The organism is Dokdonella sp. (genome assembly GCF_035703485.1).
Lineage (GTDB): Bacteria > Pseudomonadota > Gammaproteobacteria > Xanthomonadales > Rhodanobacteraceae > Dokdonella.
Genome location: NZ_DASSYD010000026.1, coordinates 1 through 16,501, shown reverse-complemented (window position 1 = coordinate 16,501; position 16,501 = coordinate 1). Strand labels below are relative to the sequence as shown.

General features: G+C 59.1%; 15 protein-coding genes, 1 tRNA gene and 1 pseudogene. 5 read left to right on the top strand and 12 right to left on the bottom strand.

The window, feature by feature from the left end:
- Window positions 1–1,194 (bottom strand): protein adenylyltransferase SelO (locus VFN25_RS02250; RefSeq protein ID WP_325138369.1); only part of this gene is annotated, 1,194 nt, incomplete at its 3' end.
- A gap of 143 nt (window positions 1,195–1,337) precedes the next feature.
- Here VFN25_RS02250 and ykgO point away from each other — a divergent pair.
- The 3 genes from ykgO to VFN25_RS02235 all read left to right on the top strand — a co-directional run bounded on the left by ykgO (window position 1,338) and on the right by VFN25_RS02235 (window position 3,004).
- Window positions 1,338–1,463 (top strand): type B 50S ribosomal protein L36, encoded by a 126-nt coding sequence (gene ykgO, locus VFN25_RS02245; RefSeq protein ID WP_092410730.1) that lies wholly within the window; start codon window positions 1,338–1,340, stop codon window positions 1,461–1,463.
- Between the two features lie 187 nt (window positions 1,464–1,650).
- On the top strand, window positions 1,651–1,950 hold the full coding sequence (locus tag VFN25_RS02240) for a hypothetical protein (RefSeq protein WP_325138360.1): 300 nt from the start codon (window positions 1,651–1,653) through the stop codon (window positions 1,948–1,950).
- Between the two features lie 16 nt (window positions 1,951–1,966).
- Window positions 1,967–3,004 (top strand): agmatine deiminase family protein, encoded by a 1,038-nt coding sequence (locus tag VFN25_RS02235; RefSeq protein WP_325138357.1) that lies wholly within the window; start codon window positions 1,967–1,969, stop codon window positions 3,002–3,004.
- Window positions 3,005–3,034: 30 nt separating this feature from the next.
- Here the strand turns inward: VFN25_RS02235 and VFN25_RS02230 are convergent, their stop codons facing one another.
- Complete coding sequence (locus tag VFN25_RS02230) at window positions 3,035–3,673, bottom strand: response regulator (RefSeq protein WP_325138355.1); 639 nt, start codon at window positions 3,671–3,673, stop codon at window positions 3,035–3,037.
- A gap of 382 nt (window positions 3,674–4,055) precedes the next feature.
- On the opposite strand from VFN25_RS02230, the pseudogene VFN25_RS02225 reads away from it, so the two are divergent.
- Window positions 4,056–4,733, top strand: a pseudogene (locus VFN25_RS02225) (sterol desaturase family protein); the annotation flags it as partial.
- Between the two features lie 96 nt (window positions 4,734–4,829).
- Here the strand turns inward: VFN25_RS02225 and VFN25_RS02220 are convergent.
- From VFN25_RS02220 to rnr, 3 genes are all read right to left on the bottom strand, one after another.
- Complete coding sequence (locus tag VFN25_RS02220; RefSeq protein ID WP_325138353.1) at window positions 4,830–5,906, bottom strand: acyltransferase family protein; 1,077 nt, start codon at window positions 5,904–5,906, stop codon at window positions 4,830–4,832.
- Window positions 5,907–5,922: 16 nt separating this feature from the next.
- Entirely contained in the window at window positions 5,923–6,660 is a 738-nt protein-coding gene (gene rlmB / locus VFN25_RS02215) for a 23S rRNA (guanosine(2251)-2'-O)-methyltransferase RlmB (RefSeq protein ID WP_325138351.1), read from the bottom strand.
- 142 nt (window positions 6,661–6,802) lie between these two features.
- The gene (gene rnr / locus VFN25_RS02210) at window positions 6,803–9,181 is read right to left on the bottom strand and encodes a ribonuclease R (RefSeq protein ID WP_414648829.1); all 2,379 of its coding nucleotides are present in this window, start codon (window positions 9,179–9,181) and stop codon (window positions 6,803–6,805) included.
- A gap of 173 nt (window positions 9,182–9,354) precedes the next feature.
- On the opposite strand from rnr, the gene VFN25_RS02205 reads away from it, so the two are divergent.
- Window positions 9,355–9,439 (top strand) — tRNA-Leu (locus tag VFN25_RS02205).
- 159 nt (window positions 9,440–9,598) lie between these two features.
- Here the strand turns inward: VFN25_RS02205 and VFN25_RS02200 are convergent.
- From VFN25_RS02200 to miaA, 7 genes are all read right to left on the bottom strand, one after another.
- Window positions 9,599–10,891 (bottom strand): adenylosuccinate synthase, encoded by a 1,293-nt coding sequence (locus VFN25_RS02200; RefSeq protein ID WP_325138349.1) that lies wholly within the window; start codon window positions 10,889–10,891, stop codon window positions 9,599–9,601.
- 162 nt (window positions 10,892–11,053) lie between these two features.
- Window positions 11,054–11,239 (bottom strand): DUF2065 domain-containing protein, encoded by a 186-nt coding sequence (locus tag VFN25_RS02195; protein ID WP_325138347.1) that lies wholly within the window; start codon window positions 11,237–11,239, stop codon window positions 11,054–11,056.
- A 169-nt stretch (window positions 11,240–11,408) separates the two neighbouring features.
- Window positions 11,409–12,269, bottom strand: a complete 861-nt coding sequence (hflC, locus tag VFN25_RS02190) for a protease modulator HflC (protein WP_325138344.1) — start codon at window positions 12,267–12,269, stop codon at window positions 11,409–11,411.
- Window position 12,270: 1 nt separating this feature from the next.
- Window positions 12,271–13,425 carry an FtsH protease activity modulator HflK gene (hflK, locus tag VFN25_RS02185; protein ID WP_325138342.1) on the bottom strand — a complete coding sequence of 385 codons (1,155 nt, stop codon included), beginning with the start codon at window positions 13,423–13,425 and terminating at the stop codon, window positions 12,271–12,273.
- A gap of 247 nt (window positions 13,426–13,672) precedes the next feature.
- Window positions 13,673–14,974: a ribosome rescue GTPase HflX gene (gene hflX, locus VFN25_RS02180; protein ID WP_325138371.1), complete on the bottom strand. Its 1,302-nt coding sequence runs from the start codon at window positions 14,972–14,974 to the stop codon at window positions 13,673–13,675.
- Between the two features lie 13 nt (window positions 14,975–14,987).
- On the bottom strand, window positions 14,988–15,245 hold the full coding sequence (gene hfq / locus VFN25_RS02175) for an RNA chaperone Hfq (protein WP_325138340.1): 258 nt from the start codon (window positions 15,243–15,245) through the stop codon (window positions 14,988–14,990).
- A 157-nt stretch (window positions 15,246–15,402) separates the two neighbouring features.
- Complete coding sequence (gene miaA / locus VFN25_RS02170; protein WP_325138338.1) at window positions 15,403–16,347, bottom strand: tRNA (adenosine(37)-N6)-dimethylallyltransferase MiaA; 945 nt, start codon at window positions 16,345–16,347, stop codon at window positions 15,403–15,405.
- Window positions 16,348–16,501 lie beyond the last annotated feature (154 nt).

Genomic DNA, 16,501 nt, shown 5'->3' with positions numbered 1-16,501 from the left:
GAGATCCGACAGCAACCAAAAGAAGATCGTCATGTCGATTTCGGCGGCAGTCATCAACTCGTATAAATCCTGCATCAGGGCGACATCTTCATCACGGCATTCGAGCAAGCCGAGCTTGGCCGCGATATTCGCGCGATCGGCTACCGTGTAGGTCTCGATGTAGCGCTGCAATCCCGCCTGCAACGGCTCGACCGAGCCGAACGCGGGAGCCAGTGCCTGGGCCAGGGCTGCCAGGTTCCAGTGCGCGATCTGGGCTTGCTGGCCGAAGCGGTAACGGCGGTTCTGCCGGTCGGTCGTATTCGGCGTCCAGTCCGGATCGAAATTGTCGATCCAGCCATACGGGCCGTAATCGATGGTCAACCCGAGAATCGACATGTTGTCGGTGTTCATCACCCCATGCACGAAACCAACCCGCATCCAGTGCGCGATCATTGTCGCGGTGCGTGCGCAGACCTCGGCGAACCAGTCGCCACGCAGGGTTTCTGCCTCGCCCTTGAGTTCCGGAAAATCCCGGCGAATGGTGAAGTCGATCAGCTGGTTGAGCAATCCGGTTTCACCGCGTGACGACGGCAGTTCGAAATTGCCGAAACGGATGAACGAAGGCGAGACGCGACAAACGATGGCGCCGGTTTCGGGCGCCGGGTGGCCGTCATAAAACATGTCGCGAACGACCTCATCGCCGGTTGCAACGAGGCTGAGTGCGCGTGTTGTCGGCACGCCGAGATGGTGCATGGCTTCGCTACAGAGAAACTCCCGCACCGAGGAGCGCAATACCGCGCGGCCATCGGCGCCGCGCGAGTACGGCGTCGTGCCTGCGCCCTTGAGCTGCAACTCCCAACGCCGCCCTTGCCGATTGACGACCTCACCGAGCGAGATCGCCCGGCCATCTCCAAGCTGACCCGCCCAGTGACCAAACTGGTGTCCGCCATAATTGGCGGCATGCGCTTGCATGCCGTCGAGCAAGGCATTTCCACTGAAAACATCGGCAAAGTGCTTGGAATTGACGCTATCTCCCGAAAATCCGAGCTCATTCGCCATTTCGGAAGAGTAGGCAATCAGGCGCGGTGCGCTGACCCGGGTCGGCGAGACATGCGAAAACGCGGCATCACGAACCTCGCGAACCTGCGCGCCTTGCTGCCGATCTCCGGGCAACTCGCGGATCAGTGCATTGTCGAATTTCAGTTCGGGAAGCATGTGTCTCCAGTCGCAATCTTATTGGCAGCTCAAAGATCGGTGCGTATGCGCACAGAACAAGCCCCGGCCATGACTTTACAAGGTCTGCAACAGATCGCTATACTTGCGCGCTTTGCTCCAGCCCGTTCGCTCCGAGGTTCCCAATGAAAGTGCTTTCTTCGCTCAAGTCTGCCAAGTCCCGCCATCGCGATTGCAAGATCGTGCGCCGCCGCGGCAAGGTTTTCGTGATCTGCAAGAGCAATCCGCGTTTCAAGGCGCGCCAGCGCTAAGCGATTCGCTGCAGATTGACGTCAAAAGGCCGCGCAAGCGGCCTTTTGCGTTGTAAAGAGCCTTGATTGGTCCTCCGCTGCATCAACTTGAGCGCATTGTGTGCAGAGCGCAATGGAACTCAGGCGGCGCTTCTGTTAAAACTGCGTCCTGTTGGGAATTCATCCATTCAGATCAGGAGGTTCGGAGATGAACTTGAAGTTTGTTCTCGGTAGCACACTGCTTGTTTCCGGCCTGTTTGCGGCCATCCCGGTCGTCCATGCCGACACCGTGATGCTGGAGAAGACCGATGTCCGCGCCATTCGCGCGCCGGAACGTGGCTTGAACATGTCCCAGGTTGAAAGCCGCTTTGGTGCACCGCAAGCCAAATTGCCTCCCGCCGGAGGCGACACACCGCTGCACCCGGTCATCAATCGCTGGCAGTACGACGGTTTTACTGTCTATTTCGAGAAGAACATCGTGATCCACAGCGTTCGCGATGGCGCCTGACCAAGAAGTTTGACCCATGACTGATGTGAAACCGCGCCTGCCGGCCGAATGGGAGCCGCAGGCGGCGATTCTTGTTGCCTGGCCGCATCGCGGAACCGATTGGGCCGCCCGGCTCGAATCGGTCGAGGCGACCTGCTCCGCACTGATCGCGGGAATTGCACGCTTCCAGACCGCGATCATCCTTGTCGCCAATGACGATGTGCGCCGGCGCGCAGAAGCGGTTCTCGCGCCACAATCAATCGACAGCGCTCGCGTCCGTTTCGTTGAAGTCGCCTACGACGATACCTGGCTGCGTGATTCCGGGCCAATCACGTTGATTGATGGCTCGGGTTTCACTCTCAACGATTTCCGCTTCACCGGCTGGGGCGGCAAGTTCGAGGCCAGCCTCGACGACCGCATCGTCAGTGAGTTGATTGCACGCAAGCTGTTCGTCGATGCCAAACATCGGCATATCGACTGGGCCCTGGAAGGCGGTGCGATCGAATCCGATGGAAAAGGCACGATCCTGACCACCTGGAAGTGCCTGCATCTGCGTCACCCGGATCTCAGCCGCGAGCAGATCACATCGACCTTGCTCGACACACTGGCCGCCGAGCGCGTGCTCTGGCTTGATTACGGCTATCTCGAAGGCGATGACACCGACGCGCATATCGATACGCTTGCGCGCCTGGCGCCCGACGACACGATCGTGTTCCAGGCCTGCGATGACCCGGCCGACAGCCACTACAACGAACTCCAGCGCATGGCCGGCGAACTGCAAGGTTTGCGCACCGTGGCCGGCAAACCTTACACGTTGCACGCCCTGCCCTGGCCGAAACCGATCACCGATGAGGGGCGCCGACTCGCCGCTTCGTATGCGAACTATCTGATCATCAATGGCGCCGTGCTGGTACCTGCCTATGGCGACAGTTCCGATGACGAAGCTGCGCGCATCATCGGCCGCGCTCACCCAGGCCGCGAGATCGTGCAGATTCCCTGTCGTTCACTGATCTGGCAGAACGGCAGCCTGCATTGTCTGACGATGCAATTGCCGCAGGGACTTGTTCGGAGCTGATCGAACCGGGATTTACTTCTCGCCGCGACTTCACTTGGCATCGAGCAGACCGTGCAACCCCGCCAGATGTGCCAGAGTAACCGAGTTGTCGATATTGAGCTTTTCGAACAATCGATATTTGTAGGTCGCCACGGTTTTCGAACTCAGATTGAGCAATTCCGCAATCACCGGCATCGGTTGGCCGCGTGCAAGCATCAACGCAACCTCAAGCTCTCGAGATGACAGCTCTTCAAAAGGTGACTGACCATGATTGTCGATTGATCCAAGCGCCATGGCCTCGGCGATACCGGGAGCGAGATAACGTCGGCCATTGGAAACCTGGCGTACCGCACGCAAAAGATCAGGAGCGGCACAGGATTTGGTGATGTAGCCACTCGCGCCGGCTTCGATCAAACGCCGTGGAAACGGCGCTTCGCTGACCATTGTGACGATGATAATCCTGGTTTTCAGCTTGAGCTTGCGTACCCGCTCAGTCACTTCAATGCCGCTTACACCCGGCATGTGCACGTCGACAAGGGCCAGATCCGGTTTCAACTTTTTCAGCAGGACGATCCCTTGCTCGCCATCGGAGGCCTCACCGACTACTTCGATATCCGCCTGCTGCTCAAGAATCAGTCGAAAGCCGGTACGCACAAGTTCATGGTCGTCAACGAGGACGATGCGGATCATTCTGTCACCCCTGTGGCACAAGCAATTTCTGCTCTGAAGTCTGTCCTGCCAAGCGCGTTCCGCGCAAGCCCGTATAGAAGCACAACTTGGGTAAGGTATCGCGAATTCGGATTTTGTGCAGGCCAAGATTTGGAGATCAGTCTCGATGTCGTCATCATTGGCATTCGGGCATGGGTTTTCCGGGCCTGGACAAGCCCGCCCCGCCGACTAGCCTGCCAATCCAACTGAGCCGCTGAATTTTTCACCTCTTCCTGAGTCAGACAAACACGATGGGCCTGCAAATCATCGGACATTCGCCCTCACCCAAGCGATTTTCGACCTCAGCCAGCAACGTGGGACGGGCTGCCAGAACACCCGCACACATCAACGTGAAGCGCTTTCCATGCCGCAAATGATTCTCGACATGCTTGCCGAATCCTGGGTCCACGCAAAGATCATCGGCATCATCCTTCTTGTCGGCCTGGTGATCGAGTCGCTGCTCCCGGCGGAGCGCGATCAGCCACGAACGAATATCGCGTTCAATCTCGGCTACATCGCCTTTCTGATTCTGTTCAACAATCTGGTGATGCCCACCCTGATGGGTTTGATGCAGCCAATCGTGGCGCACTACGGACTGGCCATACCCATCGCATTTCCTGATTCACTGGGTTGGCAGATCGCCCAGGTTGCGGCATTTTTCTTCATCCATGATTTTTTCTACTACTGGTTCCATCGCGGTCAGCACGCGTTGGCATTTGCCTGGCCATTGCACAAACTGCACCATTCCGAGCAATCGGTAAACGTAACGACAACGCTGCGCCACCACTGGCTGGAAGATCCGATTCGGGTCTGGTTGATCCTGCTGCCCATGGGTCTGCTGTTCCAGCAAAAGCCGGTGACGATTGGCTGGCTGGCCATGGCAATGAATGTGTTCGGCTACTTTGTGCACATGAACGTGCGATTGCCGCTCGGCCCGTTGACTCCGATCCTTGCCGGGCCGCAATGGCATCGTTTGCATCATTCAATCAAACCCGAACACACCGATCGAAATTTTGCCGCCTTCTTTCCGATCTTCGACATTGTCTTCGGAACCTATACGAAGCCGAAGAAAGGCGAATACCCGGCGACCGGATTGCATTCGGGAGAAAACCTCAACGGGCCGCTTCGGGCGATCCTGTCACCGTTCCGCGACTGGTACACGATGATCCGCCGACAGCGGCAGCCAGCGCTCGCGCAGAGCGAGCAAGGGGCGATCCAGAAGCAGGGTAACGAGAATCGCAACCCCGCTGGCGAGCAGAATGAAGGATGACAGCATCAGCACACCCTGGAGCTTGCCCGTCGCATGCAGCGGCACGCCCAGCACTGACGCACAGCGCAGGATGGTGATGTAGGTAAGCAAACCGGCGAATGCGCTTGATGCAAGTACTTGCAATCGACTGGCCACACGCTCGGGCACCTGCAAGGCACAGACCCACGGCAACAGCATCAGCCAGGCTGCATCGCACAATGCGAACAGAAAGATCCCCGCGCTCACCGATTGGTCGAGAGGGATGCTCGAATGTACCCAGGCGGTCGCGGCGAGTATGCAGCCGCCGAGCAAGGCAAGCGCGGCGCGCCAGCGAATGATCACCTCGTAGCGATGCACCCACAGCCAGGCTGCGAGAACCGCATAGACCGGTAGATCCAGGCGCATGATCAGAACCTTGCGCACACCCTCGTCGAAAGCCGGATTGCCTGCCATAACCAGCCAGCCGCGCAGGACCGTGGTCATCACCAGCAAACCGAGCAGGACCGCACTGCCAGCGACAAAGCGCAGTGGTTGCAACACGCGGCACAGCACCGGCACGATCAGCAGTACCAACATTGCTGCGGCAACAATCCAGGCCTCGCCGAAGAAATGTGGATGTGGCCAGGCGAGGTTCTGGGTCAGGAACAGATAGGCGGCCCAATCCGGCCTCGCTTCCGCCGCTGGCAGCAGCATCAGATTCACGACCAGCAACACCAGGTAAAGCGGCCACAAGCGCAACACGGATCGCGCCCAGCTGCGCAGCACAGGTACTTTCCGTTCCGTTGCGAACAGATGCTGGGCGACCAGGAAACCCATCGCAACCAGAAACAATTCGACACTGACGTGACCCAGGAACATCCACGTCGTATCTGCAATACCGAATGGAGCCAGCCAGAATCCGGCGTGAGCGACCATCAACGCCACAGCGGCGAAGATTCGCAACAGATCAAGCCCTGACAGTCGCATACGGGGTTCCCTGAGCTTAGGAGCGTTGGCGCAATACCTCGAAAAGCACGACACCGGTGGCGACAGAAACATTGAGACTTTCGACGCGGCCTCGCATCGGTATTGCAGCGACAAAGTCACAGGCTTCACGCGTCAATCGACGCATGCCTTCGCCTTCGCTGCCAATGACGATTCCCACGGGGCCCTTGAAATCACTTTCATACAGGGACTGTTTGCCATCACCGGCCAAGCCCGTCAACCAGACCCCGGCTTCCTTGAGTGCCTTCAAACTGCGGGCAAGGTTGGTCGCGGTAAAGAACGGAACACGATCCGCAGCTCCGGCGGAGGCGCGTCGCACCGTTGGCGTGATACCTGCCGCCTTGTCCTTCGGCACGATCACGGCAGTGACACCGGCGGCCTCAGCGCTGCGCAGGCAGGCGCCGAGATTATGCGGGTCGGTAACCCCGTCAAGAATCAGAAACAGAGCATCCTGCCCGGCCGCTTCGATCAACCCCGGCAACTCACTTTCGCTGCGCGCGGGCGGCGTCTTGTACATCGCGGCGATACCTTGATGGCGACCACCCCCAGTCATGCGCTCAAGATCAGCCTTGTCGCGCGCGTGCGGCTTGATGCCCAGATCACGCGCTCGCTCAGCGAGATCGCGCACACGGGGATTCTGCTGACCCGACTCGACGTACAGCTCGGTGATGTTTTCCGCGTCGTAGTTCAACGCCGCTTCAACGGAGTGGATACCAATCAGTAATTCGGTACTCATGAATGCATGGATACTCCAGAAATCGACCCGGCTGGGTCATAGCCACGATGTGCAAGAATCGCATTGTCACTCATCTTGCGATGATGCAGTTTGACAGGCCCAGGGGATGCGGATCGTGAAACGGTCACCCGTGAACGGTTTCCTACGTTTCGCGATCGTCGCCGCTGGCGACCAGGCGGAAATCGATCTTGCGATCTTCCAGGCTTGCACGCAGCACCTGGATGCGCACCTGATCGCCCAGTCGGAATATGAGTCCGCGACGTTCGCCGCTGAGCAGATGACGTTTCGGTTCGTAATGATAATAGTCATTCGGCAATTGGGTGATATGCACGAGGCCATTGATCCTGGATTCGCTCAACTCGACAAACAGTCCAAACGAGGTGACTCCGGAAACTACACCATCAAACTCGCTGCCGACATGCTTTTCCATCCATGCGCACTTGTAACGCTCGTCAACATCGCGCTCGGCCTCCTGGGCACGCCGTTCGTTGTGCGAGCAGTGCACCGACATGGAACCCATCTGCGTCGGTGAGTACTCGTAGTTGGCCGGCTTGCCACCAGCAAGCGCGTAACGAATCGCACGATGCACGAGCAGATCGGGATAGCGCCGGATCGGCGAGGTGAAATGCGCATAGGCCTCCAGGGCCAGGCCGAAATGGCCAGTATTTTCTGGCTGATAAACCGCCATGCTCTGCGAGCGCAACAGTACCGATTCAATCAAGCTGACATCCGGGCGATCGCGTATTTTCTTGAGCAGCGCGGCAAAGTCGGCCGGTTTGACCTCAGCGGCTGGCGGCATTTTCAACTTGAATTCGCGGAGGAATTCGAGCAGATCCTCGTATTTCGATGACGGCGGCGGCTCATGCACGCGATACGGTGCCGGAATCCGCTTGTTGATCAGAAATTTCGCCGCCTCGACATTGGCCGCGATCATGCATTCCTCAATCAGCTTGTGGGCATCGTTGCGCGGCTCGGAACCGAGCTGGATGACTTCACCTGAAGCGGCCAGGCGGAACTTGACCTCGGTACTCTCGAAATCGATCGAGCCGCGTTTCTTGCGCGCCTTGGCCAGCAGCTTGTAGAGCTGATGCAAACTCTCGATGCGCGGCATCAGTTCACCGATCTCGTCGCGGGCATCGGCCAGCTTCTCGCCGACGGCATCCCATACCTTGTTGTAGGTCAGACGTGCGTGCGAGCGCATGACGGCCTCATAGAACTTCGAAGTAACCACCTCGCCGCTGCGATTGACCTGCATGTCGCAGACCATGCACAGCCGATCAACTTTCGGATTCAGTGAACAGATTCCGTTCGACAACGTCTCCGGCAGCATTGGCACGACAAACCCGGGGAAATACACCGAGGTCGAGCGCAGATAGGCCTCGTCGTCCAGCGGCGTCCCGACGCTCACGTAGTGCGAAACATCGGCGATCGCGACGATCAGGCGGAATCCCTGCGCGTTTGCCTCGGCATAGACCGCGTCGTCGAAATCGCGCGCGTCTTCACCATCAATCGTGACCAGTTGCAGCGAGCGCAAATCAACCCGCCCCTTGATCTCCGATGCCAAAACCCTGGGATCGACGTCGGCGGCCTGCTGGCTAACCTGAGCCGGCCACTCGTGTGGAAGATTGTGACTGGCAATGGCCATCTCGACGATGATCGAAGGCGTCAGACGTTCGCCGAGTACGGCAATGATGCGGCCCTTCGGACCGCGATGCTGGGTCGGCGGATCAGTGATCTCGGCGATCACGATCTGACCTGTCTGCGCACCCTGTTCATCACCGGGCCGGATCAGGATGTCCTGATTCACCCGGCGATCATCGGGCGAAACCAGGGTGATCCCGTCTTCAATGACAACACGGCCCACCAGGCGCGATGTGCGGCGTTCAAGGACCTCGACAATCGCACCCTGACGGCGTCCGCGTCGATCGACGCCGACAATGCTGCCAAGAACCCGATCACCATGCAGAACAACACGCATCTGAGCCGGTGACAGGTACAGATCCTCGCCACCTTCATCAGGCTTGAGGAATCCGTAGCCTTCCGCATTGGCCAGCACGACGCCGGAAATCAGACCGAGCTTCTCGGCGACGCCATAGCCACCCCGTCGGTTCTGCAGCAACTGACCATCGCGAACCATGGCCGCCAGTCGCTTGGTCAGCGCATCGACATCCTGCTCGCTGCGCAGGCCAAGCGCTGCAGCGACGCCTTCGGTCTTCATCAGCGATGCCTGCTCGGTGAGCAAGGCCAGAATCGCTTCGCGGCTCGGAATCGGATTCTCGTAGCGCTTCGCTTCGCGCCCGGCGAACGGATCCTGCCACTTGCCGGATTTGGCTTTCCCGCGAGCGGCACTTGGTACCGGCTTGTCTCGGCCCGTCGCTGCGGCAGATTTGCCGCGCTTGACGGGTTTGGAAGGCGCGCTCGCGGATTCAGGCATCCATGGCGGCAATTTTTTCTTGGCATTCTTCTTTGGCCCGGCTTTCGCTGGACCGCCTTTTTTCATTCCATTGGGTTTCTTTCGCATCGAGGCGTTCTCCTTCTTTGTATGATCTGCGCGCTCATTGGCAGCGACAGGGAATTGTTTGTTTTCAGCATGCGCGTGGAATTCAGCACCATTGTGCGCGCGCAATCATTGACAGTCTGCACCGGCCCACGTATCTTTCGCGCCCCCGGTGGCGTGCAGCGCACCGAGGCATTGCCCAGGTGGCGGAATTGGTAGACGCACTAGCTTCAGGTGCTAGCGGGGCGACCCGTGGAGGTTCGAGTCCTCTTCTGGGCACCAACATCGAAAAGAAACCGCCGCAAGGCGGTTTTTTTTTCGCCCGAAATCCGAAATCAAGCGAGGAAACAAGGCTCGAAATGCCGAATAGACATCGAGCAAACTCAGCCTGGCCGAACCTGCTCTACCCACTCCCGACTCCCGACTCCCTACTCCCCGCTCTTAAGCAAACGGATCGCGCAGCACGATCGTATCGTCACGGTCCGCGCCGGTCGCAACCAGAGCCAGATGGCAACCCGACAGCTCCTCGACCGCACGCAAATACGCGCGCGCCGCCGCTGGCAGCTTGTTCCAGTCACGCACGCCCGAGGTCGGCTCTTCCCAGCCCGGGAATTCGAGATAGACCGGCTTGCACTCATCCCAGCCGTCGGCATCGAGCGGGGCCAGATCGCGGCGCTTGCCACGATATTCGTAGGCGATGCAGACCTTGATCGTCGGCAAACCGTCGAGCACATCGAGCTTGGTGATGGCGAGGCCATTGATCGCGTTGATCTGGGTTGCGCGCTTGAGTGCAACCAGATCGATCCAGCCACAACGACGCGGCCGCCCGGTGCTGGCACCAAATTCGTTGCCGCGCTTGCGCAGGGCTTCACCCATTTCGTCATGCAGCTCGGTCGGAAACGGGCCACTGCCAACACGGGTTGCATAGGCCTTGCAGATACCCAGCACGTAATCGATATCAGAGGCGCCGACACCGGTTCCTGCCAGAGCACCACCAATCGTGGTATTCGACGAGGTTACATACGGATAGGTGCCATGGTCGATATCAAGCAAGGCGCCCTGTGCGCCCTCATAGAGAATGTGATCACCCCGCTGGCGTGCTTCGTACAGCAGGGTCGATACGTCATCGATCATCGGACGCAGGTATTCGCTGTATTCGAGCGCCTCATCGAGCACCTTCTGGTAGTCGACGCCCTCGACCTTCAGCCATTGGGTGAGGATGAAATTGTGGTAGTCGACCGCTGTGCGCACCTTTTCCGGCAATTCCGACGGATACATCAGATCGGCGACACGGATGCTCCGACGCGCGACCTTGTCCTCGTAAGCCGGACCAATGCCGCGACCCGTAGTGCCAATGGCTTTCGCACCAGAAGCAACCTCGCGGGCCTGATCCACGGCGATGTGATACGGCATGATCAGCGGCGTGGCCGGGCTGATCTTGAGGCGCGAACGCACCTCGACACCTTCAGCCTCAAGCTCGCTGATCTCCTTGCGTAACGCGGCCGGCGAGAGGACCACGCCATTGCCGATCAGGCACTGGCAACCCTCGCGCAAAATACCTGAAGGGATCAGGTGCAGAACGGTTTTCTTGCCGTTGATGACAAGGGTATGACCCGCGTTATGGCCACCCTGGAAGCGCGCAACAATGCCGACGCGTTCGGTGAGCAGATCAACAATCTTGCCCTTGCCTTCGTCACCCCATTGCGCACCCAGAATTACGACTGATTTACCCATGTCATTCTCATTTCGTTGTCGGACCCCGCTATGGGGCGATGTCTTTAATACGGGAGTGGGGAGTGGGGAGTGGGGAGTGGGAAATTGGAAAGCAAAAGCTGAGAGGCAATCTGCGGCATCTTGCTTTGGCTTTTTTTACTTCCCACTCCCCACTCGCCGCCTTCAATGCACCAACTTCAAGGCAATCAAACCAATCACCACCATGACCCCGCCGACGATGCGCAAGCTGCGTTCATCGATCTGCTGGAGCTTTTCAGCCATGCGCTTCCACGATCCCGGCATGGCAAAAAGGACCAGACCCTCGATAACCAGCACCAGACACAGCGCGGCGGTCAGCTCGATTGGCATCCCTAACTCGGACTATTCATGAATACGCGCGATGATCGCGCAGGACATTGGATTCACACGACTTTTCGCAATTGCGGTGATGGCGGGTTCTATCGCCGATTGAGCGAAATGTCGTGTGGATTCAAGGGCCAAGCGAGGGCGCGTGTCGTTCATGAGTAATCCCGGCTCGCTACTTGCTGTCTTGCAGGTAGTGCAGGAATTCCGATTTCGGATCGAGTACGAGCACGCCATTGGATGGTTTGAACGCTTCCCGATAGGCTTCGAGGCTCCGATAGAACGCGTAGAACTCGGCATCCTTGCCATAGGATGACGCATAGATTTTTGCCGCTTCTGCATCACCCGCGCCGCGCCCGGTCTGTGCCTCGCGATAGGCTTCGGCCTTGATCACCTGGACCTGGCGATCGGCATCCGAGCGAATGCGTTCAGCAGCCTCGTTACCTTCCGCACGCAGTGCATCGGCGACCTGCTTTCGTTCCGAGCGCATGCGCTCATAGACCGAACGCAGCACCGAGCTCTCTTCGGGCAAGTCGACCCGCTTGATGCGCACGTCGATAATTTCGATACCGAGATTCATTGCGGCCTTGTTCGCGGTCTGCACGAGTGAATCGGTCAGATCGGAACGCGCACTCGAGACCACTTCCTTCAGCGTGCGCGAGTTGATTGCGGTTCGCATGCCATCCTTGACGATCGGCGCCAATCGCTGTTGGGCGCGAGATTGATCACCCGCCACAGCGGTATAGAACTTCGATGAATCGGAGATCTTCCACTTGACCACGAAGTCAACGCTGACATCCTTCTTTTCCGAGGTCAGATAGCGTTCCGCAGCGGCATCGAGGGTTTGCAGACGCCGATCAAAACGCAACGCCTGCTGCACCAGCGGCAGCTTGAAATGCAGTCCCGGCTTGAAACCCGACTCGATGATGCGGCCGAATTGCAGCAGGATCGCAGTCTGGCCTTCGGAAACGATGAACACGCTGTTGATGCCGAGCAGGATGAGCGCAGCCATGATGATGCTGATGATTGGACGCATGTCAGTTCCTCCCCTTGCTCGGTTCGCTGGTCGTCGTAGATGAACTTGCCGCCGCCGCCGTGGTCGCCGGCAAGTCAGCTGGAGCAGACTGCCCCGGAACAGGAATCTGCAGCAGGTTCCTGCCGCCAGTGAAGTCGATCACCTTGGGCGTGCTGCTGACCACATCCTGCATGGTTTCGATATACAAACGCTTGCGCGTGACCTCGGGTGCAGCGCGATATTCGCTGGCGATCAGATTGAAACGCTCGGCATCACCTTGTGCCTTGGCGATGCGCTCGGCCTTGTAACCCATGGCCTCGGCAAGAATGCGCGCGGCTTCACCGCGTGCTTCCGGGACCACACGCTTGGCGTAGGCATCGGCAATATTGCTCGCACGCTGGCGATCCTCACGCGCGCTGATGGCGTCATCGAACGATTCCTTGACCTCCTGTGGTGGACGCACATTCTGGAAGTTGAGCTCGGTCACCAGCAAACCGGCGTTGTAACGCTCCAGGGTTTGCTGAACGACCTTCTTCGACTGCAGGGCGAGTTCCGCGCTCGGATTGACGACGGGGGCTGCGCCTTCCTCCGGCTCAACTCTTTGGTCCGGCATGATCGCATCGAGGACGCTGGTGCCGATGACTTCGCGCACGGCGCTCTCTGCGGCCTGCTTGAGGGTCTCGTCGGGATCACGTGTCGAATACAGGAACAAGGTTGGATTATCGACCAGGTACTGCACGTTGAACTCGACCTGGACGATATTCTCATCCCGCGTGAGCATGCGTACGGTGTCGGACACGGCCCGGATCTGGGTCGCATCCACCTTGGTCACCGATTCGACCGGTCGCGGCCATTTCAGGTTGAAGCCGGGTGGCATCGTCCGCGTGTACTCGCCGAAGCGAAGCACGACGCCCTGTTGCCGGGCATCAATCTGGGCGAACGAGTCAAACAGCACCCAGGCGATCAGCAGGCCGATGATGGCCATGATCGCCCCGCCACTGCCGCTCCGCTTGCTGCCCGAGCCACTGTTGCTACCGCCGCCACCGCCACCAAACAAACCGCCGAACATCTCCTTGAGGCGATTGATGGCGTCGTCAAGATCATTCTTGCCGCCACCATCCTTGTTGTCGCGCCATGGGTCGCGTTGCTTGCCGCCACCGGGTTCATTCCAAGCCATTGAACTATTCCTGTTTGAACATCCTCGCGCCGCCTGCAAGTGCTTTCCCGGGGGAAGACACGAAAGGTAGGGAGGGTTTGCCGAGCACCTGCTTCAACGAAAAGCCGTGGCGGGACTGCCACGCTGGCACTTCAAGGTTGTGAATTGTCGAATCGATTGTAGGTAGCCCCATCATTTGGGGCAAGTAAGGGAGCCTCTGAATCCCTGCGCTGGCGGCACGAGATCTGCCGCGATGCCTGCGCATGAGTCAATCTGCGGCTGCCAAAGCCGCTTTCAACCAGTCACCCTGCCCGTCAGGCAATCCGAACAAGGGTTCGATTCGCGATCGGGGTGCATCGATCTCGATCCGCCAGCCCTCATCCCCAGCCACCTCAGAGGTCACCAGGCCGAGCTCATGCAGCCGTGCGCGCAAGCGCCCCGAGGTCGCCGGCATCTCGACGACCCGGTGGATTCGTTCACTGGAAAGGGCCTGGCCAATGGCGTCCAGCAGCGATTCAATGCCAGTACCGTCACGGGCCGAAACCCATGCGCGCAGGGAACCTTCGCGCTCGTGGTGCTCGACCCGCGCGACGTCGGATTCGAGCAAATCGATCTTGTTGAAGACCAGCACCTGAGGCAAATCGGCCGCACCGATTTCTGCGAGCACGTTTTCGACATCGGCGACTCTTGTATCGCGCTCAGGATCAGAGGCATCGATGACATGAAGAAGCAGATCCGCTTCGCGCGCCTCGGCCAGGGTCGAGCGGAACGCGGCGACCAGATCATGCGGCAGATCGCGGATGAAGCCCACGGTATCGGCGAGCACAATGGGCCCGCAATCGAGGCCGTCGATGCGGCGCAGGGTCGGATCCAGTGTGGCAAAGAGCTTGTCGGCCGCGTAAACGCCGGCACCGGTCATCGCATTGAACAAGGTTGATTTGCCGGCGTTCGTATAGCCGACCAGGGCAACCACTGGCAGTGCACTGCGCTCACGCGAGCGTCGCGCCTGACTACGCTGGACTTCGACCTTGTCCAGGCGCTTCTGCAGTTGCTTGACGCGCAGATTGAGCAGGCGGCGATCAATTTCGAGCTGGGTCTCGCCTGGACCACGCAAACCAATCGCACCACCACGCTGGCGCTCAAGATGTGTCCAGCCGCGCACGAGCCGGGTCGACATGTGCCTGAGCTGGGCCAGCTCGACTTGCAATTTGCCGTCATGTGAGCGCGCGCGCTGAGCAAAGATATCGAGGATCAGACCGGTGCGGTCGACGACCCGGCACTCGGTCAGTTTTTCGAGATTTCGCTCCTGCACCGGCGTCAATGCGTGATTGACCAGGATCAGATCGGCGTCGAGCGCGATCTTGTGATCTCTCAGCTCATCAGCTTTGCCGGTGCCGACAAAATAACGCGGGTTCGGGCGTTCGAGGCGCGCACTCAGGGTGCCGACCACGGTCGCGCCCGCTGAACGAGCGAGTTCCGCAAATTCTTCGAGCAAGGCCGGATCGTGCTGTCCGGGAGCCTGCGCTTGCAGAAGCAAGGCACGCTCGCCCTTTTTTGATCGATCAAACAGTTCGATTTTCGATTTACTCGGGTTCGTTGGATTCGCTGATGTCGGCTTCGTCCGGGCCGGCTATACGCACGTTGCGACTCGGCACAACGGTCGATATGGCGTGCTTGTAGACCATCTGACTGACCGTATTGCGCAGCAGGACGACGAATTGGTCGAAAGATTCGACCGTACCTTGCAGTTTGATGCCATTGACCAGATAGATCGATACCGGCACGCGTTCGCGTCGAAGCGCATTGAGAAAGGGATCCTGCAGCGACTGTCCTTTGGACATTATTATTCTCCTGTGACTCGCCCCAAGCCGAAAGAAAAACGCCCAGGCCATTGCGGCTCGACCAGACGACTGCAAGTCTGGCCCTTGGGTGTTTCGGCAACAAGGGGGGATCTTAAACCAATGCCTGCCTGAATAGAACGCCGATCAGGTAACAGTTTCAGTCATCAAGAAAGGCGCCAACGGCCGATTTGATTCTTCGACTCGTCGATTCCGCATCGGGATCAAACATCAGCGCATTGAGCTCGGAGCGCAACCAGGTGACCTGGCGCTTGGCCAGTTGACGCGTGGCATGAATTGCCGCCATGCGGAACGTTTCGAGATTGCAGTTGCCATCGAGGAAGGCCCAGCCTTGTCGATAGCCGACAGCGCGCATTGAAGGCAGCTCGTCCGACCAACCCGCCAGTTTGCGCAAGGTTTTGAGTTCCTCGATAAAACCGTGGTCGAGCATGGCATCGAAACGCTCGGCAATGCGGGCGCGCAAGGGTGCCCGGTCCGATGGCATCAATGCCAGCTTGAGTATGCGGTACGGAGGTCGTGGCCGTAGCGCGCCCTGAAGATCCGACATGGGCCGGCCGCTCAAGGCAATGACTTCGAGGGCGCGCTGCACACGCTGGCTGTCATTGACGTTGAGTCGCGCAGCACTCGCCGGATCCAGTTCGGCAAGTCGCGCATGCATGTGCCCCTTGCCTTTCTGCACCGCTTCACGGGCAAGTTGCAGACGCAGCACCTGATCCGCCTGCGGGAGTGGTGAAAGGCCGCGCTCAAGGGCTCGAAAATACAATCCGGTGCCGCCGACCAGAAGCGCAATCCGCCCCTGATCGCTGATTCGACCGAGCTCGGCCAGCGCATCATCCCTGAACTCGGCCGCCGAGTAGGCCTGCAACGGATCGCGGATATCGACAAGCCGATGCGGAAATTGCTCGAGCATCGTCGCGTCCGGTTTGGCCGTGCCGATATCCATGCCTCGATAGACGAGCGCGGAATCGACGCTGATCAAATCGATCGGGTAACGCGCCGCCAGTTCGCAAGCCAGTGCGGTCTTGCCGGATGCCGTGGGCCCCATGAGAAATATGGCGCGCGGCCGCTTGTCTATCTGATTCATGCCTGGATTTTAAGGCAACGCTGATCAAGTGGCGCAATCGTCACGACGCCAGTCTGCGTGCAGATCGCGGCGCGCTGGCGCAGATGCACTGGCCGTGCTTCAAGCCAGCGCAACAAAGAGCTGCGCGCAGACAGGTGTCGCCTAACCGATTGTT

What these genes read in the sequence shown, in the direction of transcription:
- hflC (WP_325138344.1), bottom strand. Translation starts at nt 12,269, where the DNA reads ATGCGTCCAATCATCAGCATCATCATGGCTGCGCTCATCCTGCTCGGC.
- VFN25_RS02200 (WP_325138349.1), bottom strand. Translation starts at nt 10,891, where the DNA reads ATGGGTAAATCAGTCGTAATTCTGGGTGCGCAATGGGGTGACGAAGGC.
- hfq (WP_325138340.1), bottom strand. Translation starts at nt 15,245, where the DNA reads ATGTCCAAAGGACAGTCGCTGCAGGATCCCTTTCTCAATGCGCTTCGA.
- VFN25_RS02220 (WP_325138353.1), bottom strand. Translation starts at nt 5,906, where the DNA reads ATGCGACTGTCAGGGCTTGATCTGTTGCGAATCTTCGCCGCTGTGGCG.
- rlmB (WP_325138351.1), bottom strand. Translation starts at nt 6,660, where the DNA reads ATGAGTACCGAATTACTGATTGGTATCCACTCCGTTGAAGCGGCGTTG.
- ykgO (WP_092410730.1), top strand. Translation starts at nt 1,338, where the DNA reads ATGAAAGTGCTTTCTTCGCTCAAGTCTGCCAAGTCCCGCCATCGCGAT.
- VFN25_RS02235 (WP_325138357.1), top strand. Translation starts at nt 1,967, where the DNA reads ATGACTGATGTGAAACCGCGCCTGCCGGCCGAATGGGAGCCGCAGGCG.
- VFN25_RS02230 (WP_325138355.1), bottom strand. Translation starts at nt 3,673, where the DNA reads ATGATCCGCATCGTCCTCGTTGACGACCATGAACTTGTGCGTACCGGC.
- VFN25_RS02240 (WP_325138360.1), top strand. Translation starts at nt 1,651, where the DNA reads ATGAACTTGAAGTTTGTTCTCGGTAGCACACTGCTTGTTTCCGGCCTG.
- VFN25_RS02195 (WP_325138347.1), bottom strand. Translation starts at nt 11,239, where the DNA reads ATGCCAATCGAGCTGACCGCCGCGCTGTGTCTGGTGCTGGTTATCGAG.
- rnr (WP_414648829.1), bottom strand. Translation starts at nt 9,181, where the DNA reads ATGCGAAAGAAACCCAATGGAATGAAAAAAGGCGGTCCAGCGAAAGCC.
- hflK (WP_325138342.1), bottom strand. Translation starts at nt 13,425, where the DNA reads ATGGCTTGGAATGAACCCGGTGGCGGCAAGCAACGCGACCCATGGCGC.
- miaA (WP_325138338.1), bottom strand. Translation starts at nt 16,347, where the DNA reads ATGAATCAGATAGACAAGCGGCCGCGCGCCATATTTCTCATGGGGCCC.